The sequence below is a fragment of the Aeromicrobium sp. EU05-FHT14F07 genome, assembly GCF_058790455.1.
Genome location: NZ_JBYTCR010000002.1, coordinates 24,663 through 42,549 on the forward strand (window position 1 = coordinate 24,663; position 17,887 = coordinate 42,549).

Below are 17,887 nucleotides of genomic sequence, written 5' to 3' on the forward strand. Positions count from 1 at the left end.
ATTGTGTCAGGAGCCGTCCTGCCGGGGCCGAGGCGCCCGTCCCCGTGGACCCGGGCGGGCGTCCGCTCCGTCGTGCGATCATGGTCGCGCCCCCTCCCTGGGGGCTCGGACGAGGCTGCCGTACCCGACCAGCGCAAAGACGGCAGGTCAGGAGCCTGTCATGTCCTGGATCGTGCTCGTGGGGTCCGGCCTCCTCGAGGCGGTGTGGGCCACGGCCCTCGGCCGCTCGGAGGGCCTCAGCCGTCTCGTGCCCACCATCGTGTTCGCCGTCGCGCTCGTGACCAGCATGGTCGGGCTCGCGTGGGCCATGCGCGAGCTGCCGACCGGCACGGCGTACGCGGTGTGGGTCGGCATCGGCGCGACCCTCACCGCCGCGTGGGCGATGGCGCAGGGCGACGAGCCGTTGTCGGTGGCCCGGGTGCTGTGCCTGCTCGCGGTCGTCGGCGGCATCGTCGGCCTCAAGCTGACCCACTGAGCCGACCTCGCGCGACCTCTCGCGGGGCGGCGGGGTCAGCCGTGCACGAGCGCGGCGAGCGGCGGGCCGAGGAACGCGCCGACCAGGAGGTAGGGGCCGAAGGCGAACGGGTCGCGTCGGCCGATGCGACCGGTCCGGTAGAGGACCACGCCTGCGACGGCGCCGACGACGAAGCCCGCATAGGTGCCGTAGAGCGTCGCGCTCGGTCCGACCGCGCCGAGGAGCAGTCCCATGAGGGCAGCGAGCCGGACGTCGCCGAAGCCGAAGGGCTGGCGGACCCAGCGGCCCAGCGCGTAGACGGCACGGAACACCGCGAAGACGGCGACGTTGCCGACGAGCCCCCTCAGCAGGATGCCGAGGTCGTCGGCCAGCAGCGCCGCGAGCGCGACGAGCGCGAGGCACGCGGCGTGCAGCGGCAGCGTGAGGAGGTACGGCAGCAGGCGGGTGCGCAGGTCGATCCACGCCAGCCAGCTGCCCGCGCCCGCGAACGCGGTCCACGCCGGCAGCAGCCACGGCTCGTCCAGACCGGGCGCGGCCACCAGGACCAGCAGCGCGGACGTCAGCGCCAGCCCCGGCGCGAGGTGCCGGCGGCGGGCGAGGTCGACGTACGGGACCTTGGGCGGCTCGTCCGGGTCGTCCTCAGGATGCGGCGCGGGCTCGGGCAGCCGGGCGATCGCGACCGGGCCGAGGGCTCCCAGGATCCCGGCGCCCAGGGCGGCAGCCACGACGTACGCGATGTCCACGCCCGCAGACTATGCGCTCGCGAGGACCTCCAGCGCCGCCCCGCGCACGACGTCGACGTCGACCGACGCACCCGTCATCAGGAGCAGCTGCAGCACCGCCTGGTGCGCCAGGAGGTCCAGACCGGTGACGACCGGGAGGCCCGCTGCTCGTGCGGCGACGCTCAGACGCGTCGGCCAGGGGTCGTAGACGACGTCGAAGACCGCGGCCGCGCCGGCGGCCCAGGCGTCAGCCCGCTCCCCCGCGACGGCCTCGGGCACGGTGGAGACGAGCAGGTCGACCGTCCCGGGCAGGGTCGCGGCGTCGAGCACGCGGACGTCCAGGCCCGCGTCGTGGATCGACGCGACCGTCTCCTCGGCCCGGCCGGCGTCCCGCACGACGAGCTCGACCCGCCCGGCGCCCAGGCCCGCCACCGCATGCGCGACGGACGCTGCCGTCGCACCCGCCCCGAGGATGCGGACGACCGGCACGTCGACCACGCCGGCCTCCGAGAGCGCGGCCCGCGCGCCGGGGACGTCGGTGTTGTCGGCGCGCACGTGGCGACCGTGCGGACCGTCCTCCAGCAGCAGGGTGTTGGCCCCGCCCGCGACGCGCGCGACGTCGGTGGCGCTGTCGGCGAGGTCGAGCGCGTCGCGCTTGTGCGGTGCCGTGACCGCCAGCGCCCGCCACGAGGAGTCGAGCGCGCCGACGTGCTCGCGCAGCCCACCGGGGGCGACGTCGACGGCCTCGAAGGTCCAGTCGAGCCCGAGCACCGCGTACGCGGCCCGGTGCATCGTGGGCGACAGGGAGTGCGCGACCGGGTGGCCGACGACGGCGCAGCGCCGCCCCGAGCCGTGGTCAGCCACCGCAGGAGCCGGCGCCGTAGACCTTCTGGCAGTCGGCGGTGTGCTTCGCGAAGCTCGTGTTGAAGATCGTCACGCCCTGCTTGTCGGCGAAGAAGTACAGCCAGTCGCCCTGCGCCGGGTTCAGCGCGGCCTCGATGGTCTTCTCGCCGGGCGAGCCGATCGGCCCGGGCGGCAGGCCGGTGTTCTGGTACGTGTTGTACTCCGACGGGTTCGCGCGCTCCTCCGGCGTGGTCCAGACGTCGCCCTCGCGCTTGCTCACGTACGACACGGTCGAGTCGAGCTGCAGCGGCATGCCGTCGGCGATGCGGTTGTAGAGCACCCGCGCGACCTTCGGGTAGTCCTCGTCGCGGGCGGCCTCGTACTCGAGGATGCTGGCGACCGTCAGCACGTCCTCCTTCGAGAGCCCGAGCGCCTTCGCACGCGTGTCGATGTCGAGGTCGTTCTCGACGTCGAGGGTCTTCTTGACCATCTGCCGCAGCAGCTGCAGCGCCGTGGTCCCGGGCTCGACCGTGTAGGTGGCGGGGTACAGGTAGCCCTCGGGGTTGCCGTTCGCCTCCGGCGGGAGGCCGAGCTCGCTCGGGTCGTCGAGCACCTTCGTCACGTCGGCCTCGCGGATCTCCGAGCCGGCGGCGATCGCCTTGACGATCTGCCCGACCCTGGACCCCTCGGGGATGACGACGCGGCCCTCGACGCGGTTGGACGTGTCCGTCAGGCCGTCCAGGGCCGCCGCCGCCGACATCTTGCGGCGCAGCTGGTAGAAGCCGGGCTGGATGGTGGAGAACCGGTCGTCGTTGAGCGAGAGCTGGTAGAACGCCTCCGCGGACTTGACGACGTCCTGCTTGGCGAGGATACGGGCCATGGCCTGCCCGTCCGCGCCGGACGGGATCTCCACGACGACCTCGCCGCTCCCCCGGCCCGTGTAGTCCTGCGGACCATTCAGGTAGGTGCCGGCCTTGTCCCAGAGAACCTTGCCACCGAAGACGAGGCCGCCGAGCAGCGCGAGCACGAGGATGATGCGTCCCCACCGCGGACCTCGCCGCGGGGCGCGTCGGCCTCCGGGGCGGGTCGCGCGACGGTCGCCCGGCTCGCTGCCGAGGATGTCGAGTCCGCTGTCGCTCACGTAGACCTCAGATCGTCTCGCCCGGGGCGCTGCCCCGGGTCCGTTCGGTGTCCAGGGCGGTCTGCAGGATCACCGCGGCCGCGGTCTGGTCGATCACCTGACGTCGTTTCCGTCCCGGACGCCCGCCCTCACGGAGCAGGCTGTCGGCAGTCATCGTAGACATGCGCTCGTCGAACAGCCGGACAACCCGCGGATCGACGGCCTCGCGCAGACCCGCCGCGAACCCGCGGACCTTCACCGCGGCAGGCCCCTCGCGACCGTTCAGCGACACCGGCAGACCGACGACCAGCTCGAACGCGTCGACCTCCTCGGCCAGGGCCACCAGCCGCGCGACCGCGTCCGGTCCGGCGGCCACCGTCTCGAGCGGCGTGGCGACGAGACCGTCGGGATCGCACACGGCGACCCCGATGCGCACGTCGCCGACGTCGACGCCGAGCCGACGGCCCCACCTCATCGGCCCTTCCTCATCGGTCCGTCCTCATCGACGCTCCGTCATCGTCCGGCCGCCGCGCGGACCGCGTCGTGCACGGCGGCGAACGCCGCGTCGATGCCGCCGACGTCGGTGCCGCCGCCCTGCGCGACGTCGGGCTTGCCGCCGCCCTTGCCGCCGATCCGCTCACCCACCACGCCGACGAGGGCGTTGGCCGCGAGGCCGCGCTCCTGCGCGGCGGGCGTGACCGCCACGACCACGGAGGGGCGGTCGTTCGCGGTGCCGACCACGACGACGACGGCGGCGCGGTCCTGCAGCCGGCCGCGCACGTCGAGGGCGAGGCTGCGCACGTCGCCGCCGCCGACGCCGTCGGCGCGGTGGGTCACGACCGCGACCCCGTCGACGTCGACCGCAGCAGCGGCGACGTCGCCGGCCGCACCCTGCAGCTGGGCTGCCTTGAGCCGTTCGAGCTCCTTCTCGGTGGCCTTCAGGCGGGCCAGGAGGTCGTTGACCCGGGTGGGCACCTCGTCGGGACGTGCCTTGAGCACGTCGGTGAGCTGCAGCACGAGGTCGCGCTCCTTGGCGAGGTAGGCAAAGCCCTCGATGCCGGTGAGCGCCTCGATCCGTCGGTTGCCGGCGCCGACGGAGCCGTCGGACGTGACGACGACGGTGCCGATCTGGCTGGAGCGGTCGACGTGCGTGCCGCCGCACAGCTCGCGCGACCAGGGCCCGCCGATCTCGACGACACGCACCTCCTCGCCGTACGTCTCGCCGAAGAGCGCGAGCGCGCCCCACTCCCGCGCCTCGGGCAGCGTCATGTACTGCGCCGAGACGGGCAGGTCCTCGCGGAGCGCCCGGTTCGACACGTGCTCGACGTCGTGCAGCTGCTCGGGCGAGAGCGCGCCGCTCCACCCGAAGTCGAGGCGCAGGTAGCCGGGCCGGTTGTACGAGCCCGACTGGAGCGCCGTGGGGCCGAGCACCTCGCGCAGCGCGGCGTGGACGACGTGCGTGCCCGAGTGCGCCTGGCGCGCGCCGAGACGCCACTCGGGGTCGACGTCGGCCGAGAGCTGCTCGTCGACCACCAGCTCGCCCTCCAGGACGCGCACCTGGTGCACGACCAGGCCCTTGATGGGGCGCTGGACGTCGAGCACCTCGGCCGTGCCGCCGCCGTGGCCCGACCACGTGAGGGTGCCGGCGTCGGCGTTCTGACCACCGGACTCGGCGTAGAAGGGCGTGCGGTCGAGCACGACCTCGCCGATGCTGCCGGCCGTGATGACGGGGACGTTCTCGCCCTGGCTGAGCAGCGCCAGGACCCGCGACTCGGTCGAGAGCGTCGTGTAGGCCTGCCAGTCCGTCGGGCCGTTGGCGTCGAGGGCCGCACGGTAGGCGTGGGTGTCGGCGTGGACGCCCTTCTTGGCCTTCGCGTCGGCCTTGGCACGCGCCTTCTGCTCGGCCATGAGGGCCCGGAAGCCGTCGGCGTCGACGCTGAGGCCCTGCTCCTGCGCCATCTCGAGGGTGAGGTCGATCGGGAACCCGTAGGTGTCGTGCAGGGTGAACGCGGCCTCGCCGGACAGCCCCGTGCCGCCGTCGGCCTTCACCTTCTGCGCCGCGACGTCGAAGATCTGCGTGCCCTTGCCGAGCGTGGAGCGGAAGGCGTCCTCCTCGGCGTAGGCGACCTGCTCGATGCGCGCGAAGTCGGCCTCGAGCTCGGGGTAGGAGGCCTTCATGCGCTCCTTGCTCACCGGCAGCAGCTCCGGCAGTGCCGGGTCCTCGAAGCCGAGCAGCCGCATGGAGCGCACCGCGCGACGCAGCAGGCGGCGCAGCACGTAGCCCCGGGCCTCGTTGCCCGGCGTGACGCCGTCGCCCATGAGCATGAGACCCGAGCGGACGTGGTCGGCGACCACGCGGAAGCGCACGTCGTCGTCGTGGTTCGCGCCGTAGCGGCGGCCGGTGAGCTCGGAGGCGCGCTCGATGACCGGGAACACCTCGTCGATCTCGTAGAGGTTCTGCTTGCCCTGCAGCAGGTAGGCGACCCGCTCCAGCCCCATGCCGGTGTCGATGTTCTGGCTGGGCAGCGGGCCGACGACGTCGAACTGGTCCTTGGCCCGGACGTTCGTGATCTCCTCCTGCATGAACACGAGGTTCCAGATCTCGAGGAAGCGGTCCTCGTCGACGACGGGGCCGCCGTCGGGGCCGAACTCCGGTCCGCGGTCGATGTAGATCTCGCTGCAGGGACCGCCGGGCCCGGGGACGCCCATGTGCCAGTAGTTGTCGTTGAGGTCGCGGTCCTGGATCCGCTCGTCGGGCAGACCGGCGACCGAGCGCCACAGCTCGCGCGACTCGTGGTCGCCCTCGAGGACGGTGACCCAGACCGAGTCGGCGTCGAACCCGAGGCCGCCGTCGTCGACGTGTCCGGTCACGAGGCGCCAGGCGTGCGTGATGGCGCCTTCCTTGAAGTACTGGCCGAAGCTGAAGTTGCCGTTCATCTGGAAGAACGTGCCGTGCCGCGTGGTCTTGCCGACCTCCTCGATGTCGAGGGTGCGCACGCACTTCTGCACGCTGGTGGCGGTGCCGTAGGGCGGCGTCTCCTGGCCGAGGAAGTACGGCTTGAACGGCACCATGCCCGCGTTCACGAAGAGCAGGTTGGGGTCCTCGAGCAGCAGCGGCGCCGACGGCACGACGGTGTGTCCGGCGGCCTCGAAGTGGGCGAGGAAGCGGCGCCGGATCTCTGCGGTCTGCATCAGGGGTGGTCTCTCTCGTCGGGGAGGTCGGGGGCTGCGTCGTCGAGCGGCGGGTCGTCGAGCGGTGGGGCGTCGAGCGGGGCGACGGTCGCGGCCGGGCCGAGGGGCTCGGGGTGGGGGTCGTCGGCGGCGAGCTCGCGGGCGAACCGGTGCTCGGCGGTGGTCATGCCGTCGCGGACCTCGTCGGCGAAGGCGCGGACGCCGGTGCCGAGCGCGGCGGCCTGGTCGATGAGTCCCGGCATCGACACCCGGTAGGCGGCCCGCCGTGCCTTGACGCTCGCGTACACGCCGGCGGCGGAGCCGGCGACGAACCAGATCAGTCGGGGGTTCATCTCTCCCCCAGCCACTGGTCGGCGGGGGCGGTGGGCAGCGCCGACGCGTGTGCAGCGCGGGCGGCGCGACGTCCGGCGCGCAGCCGCTCACGTCGACGTCCGCGGTACTCGCGTCGCATCAGCGCGCTGATCCGGTCGCGGCTTTCGGGGCGCAGCGCGTGCGCGAGGCCCTCGGCGACGACGGCGAGCCGCACCTGCGGACGGCTCAGCGTGGCGGCGACGACCTGGTCCTGCGTGGGCGGGACGACGACGCGCCCCTCCACGACGCGGGGGGCGAGCGCACCGGACCGCTCCGGCGCCGGGAGGTCGGGCTGTCGTGTGCGCTCGACCCGCACGAGGTCGCCGGAGACGACGGCGGGCGGGGCGTCGTCGCGGCCCACAGGCTGGGGGGACGGTGCCGGCGGTGCGGCGGCGGGACCGCGGGCGACCCGACGGGCGGCGAGGACCGCCACGACGGCAGCGACCACGGTCACGACCGCGAGCACCGCGGTGGCGACGAGGACGACGACGTCGGAGGGCATGGTGTCGAGGTTACTAGGAACGACGGGGTCGCTCCCGCGTGGGAGACGGGGTGCTGTCCTCGTGCGCGTCGAGTCCGGTGGTCGACACGGGGTCGCCCGCCCCTGCGGTCCGGCGCGAGGGGTACCGGGGCTCCGGGCGGGCTGGGGCGTGGTGCCTGGAGCGTCTGGTCCCGCGGCTGCGCAGCGCGACGGGGGTCTCGACCCGCTGGTGCGCTGCCTCGGCTCACGCTGGGGTCGGCCTCCGAAAGGCCTCGACCGCGCGGCTGGGCAGGGGCCGGGTCGGGTTCTCGGGGTGTGGCGGGGCCTGGGGTGACGCAGGATTCTGCGTTCGTGCGTGCTGAATCGAAGGCTTCTGCGTTGGCGACGGGATCCGGACACGAACGCATCATCGTGAGGCCCTGAGCGCACGAAGGAAGAATCGTGCGTCACCCGAACGCCCAGCCGCGCCCCGAGACCCCGGACCGGGTCCCGCCCAGCCGCCCGGTCGAGGCCCCTTCACAGGCCACCCCCAGCGCCAACCGAGGCAGCGCACCAGCAGGACGAGACCTCCGCGAACTTCGCAGCAGCAGGACGAGACCGCCGCAGGCAACGCACCACCGGGCGGCGGCATCGGCAGACTGACCCGAGCGGGATCCGGGCTCAGCGGTCGCGCAGGATCGCGCGGATCCGCGCGATGCGGTCGGCCACGGCCGCCTCGGCGCCGTGGCGGCCCGGCTCGTAGTAGTCGCGGCCGTCAACGTCGTCGGGGGCGTACTGCTGGGTGACGACGCCGCGCGGGTCGTCGTGCGCGTACCGGTAGTCGTGCCCGTGGCCGAGCTTCTTCGCCCCGGAGTAGTGCGCGTCGCGCAGCGCCGGGGGCACGGCACCGACCCGACCCGCCCGGACGTCGGCCTGGGCGGCGTCGATCGCGCGCACGACGGCATTGGACTTCGGGGCGGTGGCGAGGTGGATCACCGCCTGGGCGAGCGGGATGCGAGCCTCGGGGAACCCGATCAGCGCGACGGCCTGCGCCGTGGCGGTGGCGACGGGCAGCGCGGTGGGGTCGGCCATGCCGATGTCCTCGCTGGCGTGGATCATCAGGCGTCGGGCGATGAACCGGGGGTCCTCCCCCGCCTCGATCATGCGTGCCAGGTAGTGCAGGGCGGCGTCGACGTCGGAGCCGCGGATGCTCTTGATGAACGCGCTCGTGACGTCGTAGTGCTGGTCGCCCTGGCGGTCGTAGCGGACGGCTGCCTTGTCGACGGCGAGCGCGGCGTCGTCGACGGTCACCTCGGTGCGTCCCTGGCTCAGCGTCGCGCCGGCAGCGGCCTCGAGGTAGGTGAGCACACGACGTCCGTCGCCGCCGGCCAGCCGCACCAGGTGGTCGCGGGCGTCGTCGGTGAGGCTGACGCGCCCGCCGAGACCGCGGTCGTCCTCCACGGCCCGGTCGATCATGACGGCGACGTCGCCGTCGTCGAGCGACTGCAGGGTGAGCAGCAGCGACCGGCTGAGCAGCGGGGAGATCACGCTGAAGTGCGGGTTCTCGGTGGTGGCGGCGATGAGCGAGACCCAGCGGTTCTCCACGCCGGGCAGGAGCGCGTCCTGCTGGGCCTTGGAGAAGCGGTGCACCTCGTCGACGAACAGCACCGTCTCGACACCGTTCTGCAGCGCTCGCCGGGCACCTGCGATGACGTCGCGGACCTCCTTCACACCGGCGGAGACGGCCGAGACCTCGACGAAGCGTCGGTGCGTGTGGTTGCTGATCAGGGAGGCGATGGTGGTCTTGCCCGTGCCCGGAGGGCCCCAGAGCAGGATCGTGAGCGGCTGGTCGCCGTCGATCACCTGCCGCAGCGGCGACCCCGGCACGAGCAGGTGCTCCTGGCCGACGAGCTCGTCGAGGGTGCGCGGACGCATGCGCACCGCGAGCGGCGCCGAGGAGTGAGCGTTGCCGGCGAGCGAGCCGGAGGAGTCCGGGCGCGCCGCGGGGCGCACGTCGTCCCCGGGCAGGTCGAACAGTCCGTCGTCGCTCACCCTACGAGCGTAGTCACCGGTCCCGACACGCCGGGACGCTGTACCGCGGCGGACGCATGGGCCAGGGTGGAGCCATGGGCCTGTTCTCCCGCCGCACCTCGTCCGAGTCCGACCCGCACGCCGACCCCGACGGCTCCGGGACCGCACGGCCCGCCCCCACGCCGGTCGGCGCCTTCTGGGACTGGTGGACCGACGAGGGGCGGCGCGTCGACCCGTCGCAGGCAGGGCCCGCCCACGCCGTGCTGGACGGGCTGCTGACGGCGATCGACCCCGGCCTGACCTGGCACTTCGGTCCCGGACGCGGCGCGCAGCACCGGCTCACGGTCTCGGCCGGTGGCCTCGCGGACGCCCGACCGGCCGCCGAGCGGTGGTTCCGCGCCGCTCCCCCGGCGGACGCGACCTGGGAGTACGCGCCGGCCGTCGAGGCCGACCCCGCCGCGTTCGACGCGGTGCTCCAGGTCGACGGTGCCACCGTCGACCTGGCGCAGGTCGTGCTCGCCGTCGAGACCGACCTGGAGGCGCTGCGCGTGCACGTGGGCGTGCACCACCCCGCCTTCGCCGAGCTGCCGGAGCGGGTGCGCGGCCCCGTGACCTTCATGGTGCTCGACTGGGCACTGGGCGAGGACGACGTCGCGCGCTGGGTGGGCGGGGTCGAGCCGCTCGTGGAGGCGCCGGCCGAGCCGCGCACGGTGGCGGACCTGCGTGCCGCGGTGGCCGTGTGCGCCGACGAGCGCGACCCGGAGGTGTGGTCCGCGCTCTCCGGACAGACCGCCGAGGGTCGCCCGGTGTTCGCGCTCGCCCGCACCGGCGCGCGATGGGTCGACGCACCGACCCTCGACCTGCACCACACGCTCGTCGCCACGTACGAGCCGGACGAGCGCGGCATGCCCTCCCCGGAGGAGCTCGGCATGCTGCAGGCCCTCGACGACTCCCTCACCGCCACCATCGAGCCGCGCGGGCTGGTCGTCGCCCGGGTGACGACCGAGGGCACCCGGACCCTGCACGTCTACACCGACGGCGAGGACCAGAACGCCGGCGCCGACGTCGCCCGCTGGGCCGAGACCCATGGGCTGCGGACGTCGAGCACGCCCGACCCGGGCTGGACCCGCGTCCGCCACCTGCTCGGCTGACGGCCCGACCCCCGACCCGCAGCCGGCCCGAGTTGGCGCGCCCGGAAGTGTCGGGAGCCACGGCGAGGTTGGGGCCCATGAGCCACGGACTGTTCATCCGACACCAGGCGCTGCCCGGCCGCCGCGCCGAGCTGGTCGAGGTGTGGGAGCGCTTCATGCCCGCCGCGATCAGCGCGAACGCGGGCCACCAGGCCTACGTCTACACCGAGGTCGCGGACGATCCTGACGCGGTGATGGTCTACCAGCAGTACGCCGACGCGGAGCAGGCCGCGGCGTTCCTGCGCGACGCCGCCTACCTCGCCTACCTCGACGCGTCCGAGCACCTGCTCGCGACGGCGCCCACGGTCACGGTCGTCCGACCGCGCTGGACGAAGCACGTCGGCTGACGGTCGACGGCCCGCCGGGCGGGCCGCCGGGCGGGCCGCCGACCGGGTCAGGCCTGGTCACCGGAGGTCGCGTCGTCCGCGTCCTCGTGCTCCTCGTCGTCGGGGACGGCGTCGACGCCGGCCTCGGCACGCTGCTCGGGCGTGATCGGTGCGGGAGCGGCCGTCAGCGGGTCGTACCCGCCGCCGGACTTCGGGAAGGCGATGACGTCACGGATCGAGTCGGTGCCCGCGAGAAGGCCGACCGTGCGGTCCCAGCCGAACGCGATGCCGCCGTGCGGCGGGGCGCCGTACGCGAACGCGTCGAGCAGGAAGCCGAACTTCTCCTGCGCCTCCTCCTCGCCGATGCCCATGATCTCGAAGACCCGCTTCTGCACGTCGGGTCGGTGGATACGGATGGAGCCGCCGCCGACCTCGTTGCCGTTGCAGACGATGTCGTAGGCCTGGGCGATCGAGCTGCCCGGGTCGGCCAGCGAAGCCGGGTCCTGCGGCGCGGTGAACGCGTGGTGCACGGCGGTCCACTCGCCACCGCCCACCGCGACGTCGCCGGAGTCGAGGTCGCTGACGGCCTCGAACATCGGCCAGTCGACGACGAAGCAGAACGCCCACGCCGACTCGTCGATGAGGTTCTCCCGGCGGGCGATCTCGATGCGCGCGGCGCCGAGCAGCTGGCGCATCGTCTTCGTCGGTCCGGCCGCGAAGTAGATCGCGTCACCAGGCTTCGCCCCGGCTGCCTCGACGAGGCCCTCGCGCTCGGCCTCGGACAGGTTCTTCGCGACCGGGCCGCCCAGGGTGCCGTCCTCGCCGACCAGCACGTAGGCGAGGCCGCGCGCACCGCGCTGCTTGGCCCACTCCTGCCAGCCGTCGAGCGTGCGACGTGCCTGCGAGCCGCCGCCCGGGTGCACGACCGCGCCGACGTACGGCGCCTGGAACACGCGGAAGGGGGTGTCCTTGAAGTAGTCGGTCAGCTCGACGAGCTCGAGGTCGAACCGCAGGTCGGGCTTGTCGGAGCCGTAGCGACGCATGGCGTCGGCGTAGGTGATCCGCGGGAAGGGACGCGGCAGCTCGACGTCGACGAGACGCCACAGCTCGGCGTAGATCTCCTCGGCCAGCGCGATGACGTCGTCCTGGTCGACGAAGCTCATCTCGATGTCCAGCTGCGTGAACTCGGGCTGGCGGTCGGCGCGGAAGTCCTCGTCGCGGTAGCAGCGCGCGATCTGGTAGTACCGCTCCAGGCCGCCGACCATGAGCAGCTGCTTGAACAGCTGCGGGCTCTGGGGCAGGGCGTACCAGCTGCCCGGACGCAGACGTGCTGGCACGAGGAAGTCGCGGGCACCCTCGGGGGTGGAGCGCGTCAGGGTGGGCGTCTCGACCTCGACGAAGTCGTGGCGGCCCAGCACCTCGCGCGCGACGGCGTTGACCTTGCTGCGCAGGCGGAGGTTGTGGGCCGGGCCCGAGCGGCGCAGGTCGAGGTAGCGGTGGCGCAGACGCACCTCCTCGCCGACCGTGCCCGCGCTCGACGACGCGGCGTCGTCGATGGGGAACGGCAGCGGCGCCGAGGCGCTGAGGATCTCGACGTCGGTCGCGATGACCTCGATCTCGCCCGTCGGGATGGCTGGGTTCTCGTTGCCCTCGGGCCGCTTCTCGACGGTGCCGACGACCTTGAGGCAGAACTCGGCGCGCAGCTGGTGCGCGACCTCCTCGCGGACCACGACCTGCACGACGCCGCTGGCCTCGCGCAGGTCGACGAACGCGACCCCGCCGTGGTCGCGCCGACGCGCCACCCATCCGGCGAGGGTGACCTGGTCGCCGACGTTGGCGGCGGTCAGGCTTCCGGCGGCGTGGGTGCGGATCACGGCGTGGTCTCCTTCGAGTGGTGACCGAGCCCGACGACGGTGGGCGTCAGGTCGGCGGCGGGGGGCGTCCAGGTGTCGGGGTCGACGTCGACCTGGTCGCCGGTGCGGATGTCCTTGACACTAGGGGGTTCGCCCGGGAACAGGACGTACGGGATGCCACGGCGCTCGGCGGTGCGGATCTGCTTGCCGAACTTCTGCGCCGCGGACGACACCTCGGTGGGGATGCCCCGTCTCCGCAGGCGTTGCGCGAGGGCGTCGCTGGTCGCGCGTGACTCCTCGTCGGTGACGGCCACGAGCACCGCCGACGGCACGGGGCGGCTGCTGGTGAGGCCGTTCGCGACGAGCGGCACGAGCAGGCGGGACAGACCCAGCGAGATGCCGACACCGGGGTACGTGCGCCTCCCGTCGGAGGCGAGCTCGTCGTAGCGGCCGCCGGAGCAGACGGACCCGAGCTGCTCCTGGCCGGTCATGCGAGTCTCGAACACGGTGCCCGTGTAGTAGTCGAGGCCGCGGGCGATGCGCAGGTCGGCGGTGACGCGGACCCCCTCGACGTCGGCGCAGGCGGCGACCACGGTCGCGAGCTCGTCGAGACCCTCGTCGAGCAGCGGGTGCTCGACCCCCAGCTCGCGGACGCGCTCGACGAACGAGGTGTCGTCGGTGCTGATCTCCGCCAGCGCCAGGCAGGCCCGGGCCGACGTCTCGTCGAGGCCGGTCTCCGCGAGCAGCTCGAGGATCCGCTCGCCCGGCAGCTTGTCGAGCTTGTCGACGACCTGCATGACGGCCGTCGGCTCCTCGACGCCGAGGCCGCGGTAGAAGCCCTCGAGCACCTTGCGGTTGCTCACCTGCAACGTGAACAGTGCTGGTTCCGCCGCCCGGGGCCCGGCACCCCCGCCGAGCGGGCTCGTCGACCCGAAGCCGAGGACGGCCGACACCGCGGCCAGCGCCTCGGCCATCACCCGCGCGACCTCGACGTCGGCGTGGAACGGCAGCGTGCCGTCGCCGACGATGTCGATGTCGGCCTGGGTGAACTCGCGGAAGCGACCCTGCTGCGGGCGCTCGCCGCGCCACACCTTCTGGACCTGGTAGCGCCGGAACGGGAAGGCCAGCCTGCCGGCGTTCTCGACGACGTAGCGCGCGAACGGGACCGTCAGGTCGAAGTGGAGGGCCAGGGTGTCGGAGCGCGAGGTCCCGCTGTCGGCGCCGTCGTCGTGGATGCGGCGGACGACGTAGACCTCCTTGTCGATCTCGCCCTTGCGCAGCAACGTCTCGACCGGCTCCACGGCGCGGGTCTCGACGTTGGCGAACCCGTGCAGCTCGAAGACCCGGCGCAGGGCGTCGACGACCGCCACCTCCACGGCGCGGTCGGCGGGCAGCAGCTCGGGGAATCCACTCAGCTTCGCCATGTCAGCCCTCCTGCAGCTCGGCGAGGAACGGGTTGGTGGCGCGCTCGCGCCCGATCGACGTCTGCGGGCCGTGGCCGGGGAGGACGACGACGTCGTCGGGCAGCGGCAGGACCTTCTCGCGCAGGCTCCGCAGCATCTGGTCGTGGTCGCCGCCGGTCAGGTCGGTGCGTCCGATCGACCCGGCGAACAGGAAGTCGCCGGAGAACATCACCTGCGACACGGTGCCCTCGGAGACTCCGCTCCCGTCCCAGTCGACGCGGTAGTAGACGGTTCCGGGCGTGTGGCCCGGGACGTGGTCGACGCTGAGGCTCAGGCCGTCGACCTCGATCACGGCGCCGTCGACGGCGTCGCGCACGTCGGCGGGCTCCACGAACTCCGGGAGGTCGTGCAGGCCGAACTGGGCGCGCAGCATGGCGGCGGACGGTCCGGAGATGGCCGCCATCGGGTCGCTCAGCAGGTGCCGGTCGGCGGGGTGGATCCAGACCGGCGCGTCGAACTCCCGCGCGACGTCCTGCGCGTTCCACAGGTGGTCGAAGTGGCCGTGGGTGACGAGGACGGCGTCGACGCGCAGGTCGTGCTCGGTGACGACCTGGCGGACACCGTCGAGGGCGTCCATGCCGGGGTCGACGACGACGCACCCGGCGCCCGCCTCGCGGGCGAGCACGTAGCAGTTGGCCTGGAGGGGGCCGGCGGGGAAGGACGTGAGCAGCACGCCCCACAGGGTACGCGGGACGCAGCGGCCCGCGGACCACGGCGGGCGCCCCCGTCGAGGCGTCCCGACGGGCGGCGGGGTGGCGGAGTCGGGGTGGCGTCCTCCTAGACTGTCGCCATGACCACCGCCGAGCACCCGTGGGGCCGCGTCGACGCCGAGGGGACGGTCTTCGTCAAGACCGGTGACACCGAACGAGAGATCGGCGAGTGGAAGGTCGGGGACCCCGCCGAGGGGCTCGCCTTCTACGTCCGTCGCTTCGAGGGCCTCGAGACCGAGGTCGACCTCCTCGAGAAGCGTCTCGCCTCGGGCGCCCTGTCGCCCGACGAGGCCGCCAAGGCGGTCGCGAAGGTGCGCACGGAAGTGAGCGACGCGGCCGCGATCGGCGACCTCGCGTCGCTTGAGGCGCGGCTCGACGCACTGGCCCCGGCCATCGAGAAGCAGCGCGAGGAGCGTCGGGCGGAGCGCGAGGCGAAGGTCGCCGAGGCGACCGTCGCGAAGACGCGCATCGTCGAGGAGGCCGAGAAGATCGCGGCCGGTCAGGACTGGCGCGCCGGCGCCGACCGCCTGCGCGCGCTGCTCGACGAGTGGAAGGCCCTCCCCCGACTGAGCAAGTCGGCCGACGACCAGCTCTGGCACCGCTTCAGCGCCGCCCGCACCGCCTACACGCGCAAGCGCAAGGCCCACTTCGCGGAGCAGAACACGCAGCGCGAGGCCGCGCAGAAGGTCAAGGAGAAGCTCATCGCCGAGGCCGAGGCGCTCTCCTCCTCCACCGAGTGGGGCCCGACGTCGGGCGCCTACCGCGACCTCATGACGCGCTGGAAGGCCGCCGGCTCCGCGCCGCGCAACGTGGAGGACAAGCTCTGGAAGCGGTTCCGCGCCGCCCAGGACGTCTTCTTCCAGGCCCGCGACGCCGCGAACGCCGCGCTCGACGAGGAGTTCGCCGCCAACGCCGTCGTCAAGGAGCAGCTCCTGGTCGAGGCCGAGGCACTGCTGCCCGTGACCGACCTCGACAAGGCGCGCCGCGCGCTCAACGACATCGCCGACCGCTGGGAGGCCGCGGGCAAGGTCCCGCGCGGCCGGGTCAAGGAGCTCGAGGGACGTCTGCGGACCGTGGAGCAGGCCGTCCGCGCCGCCGGCGAGCAGGAGTGGAAGCGCTCGGACCCCGAGAAGTCGGCCCGCGCCGACGACATGATCGGCAAGCTGCAGCGCGCGATCGACGAGACCCGCGAGGCGCTCGCGAAGGCCGAGGCTGCCGGCGACGCACGGAAGGTCAAGGACCTCACGGCGAAGCTGGAGTCGAACGAGTCGTTCCTGGCGATGGCGCAGAAGGCCGCCGCCGACTTCGGCTGAGCGACCTCCCCGCCGACCTCAGCGCCCCGACGTCAGCACCGTCCGACGTCAGCGCCGCTGGGGCTCGAGGGTGCGCGTGTAGAGCGCCTGCCCGTCCACGTCGCGCAGGGTGACGGTCAGGGCCTCGGTGGCCGCGTCGATCTCGACCTCGCCGAAGAACTGGAAGCCGTCCGCCGGGCCGGTGTTGGGGGTCGGCGGGGCGGCGACGAACTCCGCGCGCGGGCCGAAGGTGGCGTCGAGCCGGTTGGGCCCGAACGCACCCGCGTTGAGCGGACCGGACACGAACTCCCAGAACGGGTCGAACCGCTGGTAGGCGGCTCGGTCGGGAGAGTAGTGGTGCGCCGCCGTGTAGTGGACGTCCGCCGTGAGCCACACGTGGTTGCGGATGCCGGCGTCCTGCAGCGCCGTGAGCACGCGCGCGATGTCGATCTCGCGACCGCGCGGCGCCCCGCCGTCACCCTGGGCCAGTCCCTCCTGTGCGCTGCTGCCGTCGGGCACGACCAGGCCGATCGGCAGGTCGGCCGCGATGACCTTCCACGTGGCGCGGGAGGCGCGGAGCTCGCGCAGCAACCAGCGGGTCTGCTCCGCCCCGAGCACCCCGCCGTCGCCCGCCGTCTCGTCGTTCGCCGTGTTCGGGTCCTTGTGGGTGCGCATGTCGAGGACGAAGACGTCGAGCAGCGGACCCTGGTGCAGGACGCGGTAGACCCGTCCGACGCGGTCGGGCGAGATCTCGGCGACGGGCACGTAGTCGTGGAACGCCCGCCGCGCCCGCGCGGCGAGCACGTCGACGCGACGCTCGGTGTAGCGCGCGTCGTCGAGCACCTCGCCGGGGTACCAGTTGTTCGTGACCTCGTGGTCGTCCCACTGCGTCACCTGGGCGGTGCTCGACAGGAACGCGCGCCAGTTCTCCGCCTCGAGGTTGTAGCGGTACTGGCCCCGGTACTCGGCGAGGGTCTCGGCCACCTTCGACTTCTCCTCGGTGACGAGGTTCGTCCACGTCCGGCCGCCCGACAGCGGCACGGACGCCTGCACGGGGCCGTCGGCGTAGACGGTGTCGCCGCTGCAGAGGAAGAAGTCGGGGTCGCGGCGGGCCATCGCGTCGGCGATGCGGAACCCGCCCAGGTCGGGGTTGACGCCCCACCCCTGCCCGGCGACGTCGCCCGACCACAGGAAGCGGACGTCACGCCGACGTCCGCCGAGCGTGCGGAGGTGGCCGGACACGGGGCGCCCCGACCGGCGCGGGTCGTGCAGGTCGACGGCCCGCAGCCGGTAGTGCACGTCGGTGCCGGGTGGGAGGCCGCGGACCGTCCACTGCCCCGTGAGGTCGGTGTCGGGCGTGACCCGCGGGCCCGGGACGGTGACGGCGCGCCGGAAGGAGGGGTCGCGGGAGATCTCCGCGACGAGTCGCGCCGGACGGTCGGCCCGTCCCCACAGCGTCGCCTGGCCGGCGTGCACGTCACCGGCCTGCACCCCGTGCGTCAGCTCCGGCCTCCCCCGCCGCACGAGAGCCGGCACCCCGCGCGCGGACGCCGACCCACCCCCCAGCAGCACCCCACCCGAGGTGGCGGCAGCGAGCGCAGCAGCGCGGACGACGGTACGGCGATCGATCTCCCCCGAGCTCATGGCGCCACCCTCCCCCGTCCGTCTGACCACCGGGTGTCCCCGCGGTGACCTGCGCGTGGCGCCCGGCTCGGCACGGGGGTCGACCCTGCGGCTGCGTCGGCGCGGCTTCCTGCGGAGGTGGGGCTGCGTCGGCGTGGCTTCTCGGTCGGGTGGGGGTGCGTCGGCGTGGCTTCTCGGTCGGGTGGGGGTGCGTCGGCGTGGCTTCTCGTTCGGGT

16 protein-coding genes and 1 riboswitch are annotated in these 17,887 nt (G+C 73.5%); of the genes, 4 read left to right on the forward strand and 12 right to left on the reverse strand.

Annotated features, from left to right (window positions below):
* The first annotated feature begins 84 nt into the window (after positions 1-84).
* Positions 85-149: riboswitch (guanidine-III (ykkC-III) riboswitch) on the forward strand.
* An 11-nt stretch (positions 150-160) separates the two neighbouring features.
* Entirely contained in the window at positions 161-475 is a 315-nt protein-coding gene (locus AC3WRM_RS02460; protein ID WP_492247296.1) for a DMT family transporter, read from the forward strand.
* A 35-nt stretch (positions 476-510) separates the two neighbouring features.
* On the opposite strand, the gene AC3WRM_RS02465 is transcribed toward AC3WRM_RS02460, so the two are convergent.
* From AC3WRM_RS02465 to AC3WRM_RS02500, 8 genes are all read right to left on the reverse strand, one after another.
* Entirely contained in the window at positions 511-1,218 is a 708-nt protein-coding gene (locus AC3WRM_RS02465; RefSeq protein ID WP_492247295.1) for a prepilin peptidase, read from the reverse strand.
* A 9-nt stretch (positions 1,219-1,227) separates the two neighbouring features.
* Entirely contained in the window at positions 1,228-2,061 is an 834-nt protein-coding gene (locus AC3WRM_RS02470) for a shikimate dehydrogenase (RefSeq protein WP_492247294.1), read from the reverse strand.
* Positions 2,054-3,181, reverse strand: coding sequence for an endolytic transglycosylase MltG (gene mltG / locus AC3WRM_RS02475; RefSeq protein WP_492247293.1), 1,128 nt, complete (start codon positions 3,179-3,181; stop codon positions 2,054-2,056). Before mltG ends, AC3WRM_RS02470 begins: the two co-directional genes overlap by 8 nt.
* A gap of 7 nt (positions 3,182-3,188) precedes the next feature.
* Complete coding sequence (ruvX, locus tag AC3WRM_RS02480) at positions 3,189-3,635, reverse strand: Holliday junction resolvase RuvX (RefSeq protein ID WP_492247292.1); 447 nt, start codon at positions 3,633-3,635, stop codon at positions 3,189-3,191.
* Between the two features lie 38 nt (positions 3,636-3,673).
* Positions 3,674-6,352, reverse strand: a complete 2,679-nt coding sequence (gene alaS / locus AC3WRM_RS02485; RefSeq protein ID WP_492247291.1) for an alanine--tRNA ligase — start codon at positions 6,350-6,352, stop codon at positions 3,674-3,676.
* Positions 6,352-6,684: a DUF6167 family protein gene (locus AC3WRM_RS02490; RefSeq protein ID WP_492247290.1), complete on the reverse strand. Its 333-nt coding sequence runs from the start codon at positions 6,682-6,684 to the stop codon at positions 6,352-6,354. The genes alaS and AC3WRM_RS02490 overlap by 1 nt, the downstream gene beginning before the upstream one ends.
* Positions 6,681-7,205: a hypothetical protein gene (locus tag AC3WRM_RS02495; RefSeq protein ID WP_492247289.1), complete on the reverse strand. Its 525-nt coding sequence runs from the start codon at positions 7,203-7,205 to the stop codon at positions 6,681-6,683. Before AC3WRM_RS02495 ends, AC3WRM_RS02490 begins: the two co-directional genes overlap by 4 nt.
* A 639-nt stretch (positions 7,206-7,844) precedes the next feature.
* A complete protein-coding gene (locus AC3WRM_RS02500) occupies positions 7,845-9,215 on the reverse strand; it encodes a replication-associated recombination protein A (RefSeq protein WP_492247288.1) in 1,371 nt (456 codons plus the stop codon).
* A gap of 74 nt (positions 9,216-9,289) precedes the next feature.
* Here AC3WRM_RS02500 and AC3WRM_RS02505 point away from each other — a divergent pair, with 74 nt between their 5' ends.
* Both AC3WRM_RS02505 and AC3WRM_RS02510 read left to right on the forward strand, forming a co-directional pair.
* Positions 9,290-10,345, forward strand: a complete 1,056-nt coding sequence (locus AC3WRM_RS02505; protein ID WP_492247287.1) for a DUF695 domain-containing protein — start codon at positions 9,290-9,292, stop codon at positions 10,343-10,345.
* A 77-nt stretch (positions 10,346-10,422) separates the two neighbouring features.
* Positions 10,423-10,731 (forward strand): putative quinol monooxygenase, encoded by a 309-nt coding sequence (locus AC3WRM_RS02510; protein WP_492247286.1) that lies wholly within the window; start codon positions 10,423-10,425, stop codon positions 10,729-10,731.
* A gap of 47 nt (positions 10,732-10,778) precedes the next feature.
* Here AC3WRM_RS02510 and aspS read toward each other — a convergent pair whose 3' ends face one another.
* From aspS to AC3WRM_RS02525, 3 genes are read right to left on the reverse strand one after another with little or no spacing between them, the layout of a single operon-like run.
* Positions 10,779-12,584 carry an aspartate--tRNA ligase gene (gene aspS / locus AC3WRM_RS02515; protein ID WP_492247285.1) on the reverse strand — a complete coding sequence of 602 codons (1,806 nt, stop codon included), beginning with the start codon at positions 12,582-12,584 and terminating at the stop codon, positions 10,779-10,781.
* The gene (gene hisS / locus AC3WRM_RS02520) at positions 12,581-13,987 is read right to left on the reverse strand and encodes a histidine--tRNA ligase (RefSeq protein ID WP_492247284.1); all 1,407 of its coding nucleotides are present in this window, start codon (positions 13,985-13,987) and stop codon (positions 12,581-12,583) included. Before hisS ends, aspS begins: the two co-directional genes overlap by 4 nt.
* A 1-nt stretch (position 13,988) precedes the next feature.
* Positions 13,989-14,699: an MBL fold metallo-hydrolase gene (locus tag AC3WRM_RS02525; RefSeq protein WP_492247283.1), complete on the reverse strand. Its 711-nt coding sequence runs from the start codon at positions 14,697-14,699 to the stop codon at positions 13,989-13,991.
* Positions 14,700-14,816: 117 nt separating this feature from the next.
* Here AC3WRM_RS02525 and AC3WRM_RS02530 point away from each other — a divergent pair, with 117 nt between their 5' ends.
* Entirely contained in the window at positions 14,817-16,049 is a 1,233-nt protein-coding gene (locus tag AC3WRM_RS02530; protein ID WP_492247282.1) for a DUF349 domain-containing protein, read from the forward strand.
* A gap of 48 nt (positions 16,050-16,097) precedes the next feature.
* Here the strand turns inward: AC3WRM_RS02530 and AC3WRM_RS02535 are convergent, their stop codons facing one another.
* Positions 16,098-17,672 (reverse strand): alkaline phosphatase D family protein, encoded by a 1,575-nt coding sequence (locus AC3WRM_RS02535; protein ID WP_492247281.1) that lies wholly within the window; start codon positions 17,670-17,672, stop codon positions 16,098-16,100.
* Between the last annotated feature and the right edge of the window lie 215 nt (positions 17,673-17,887).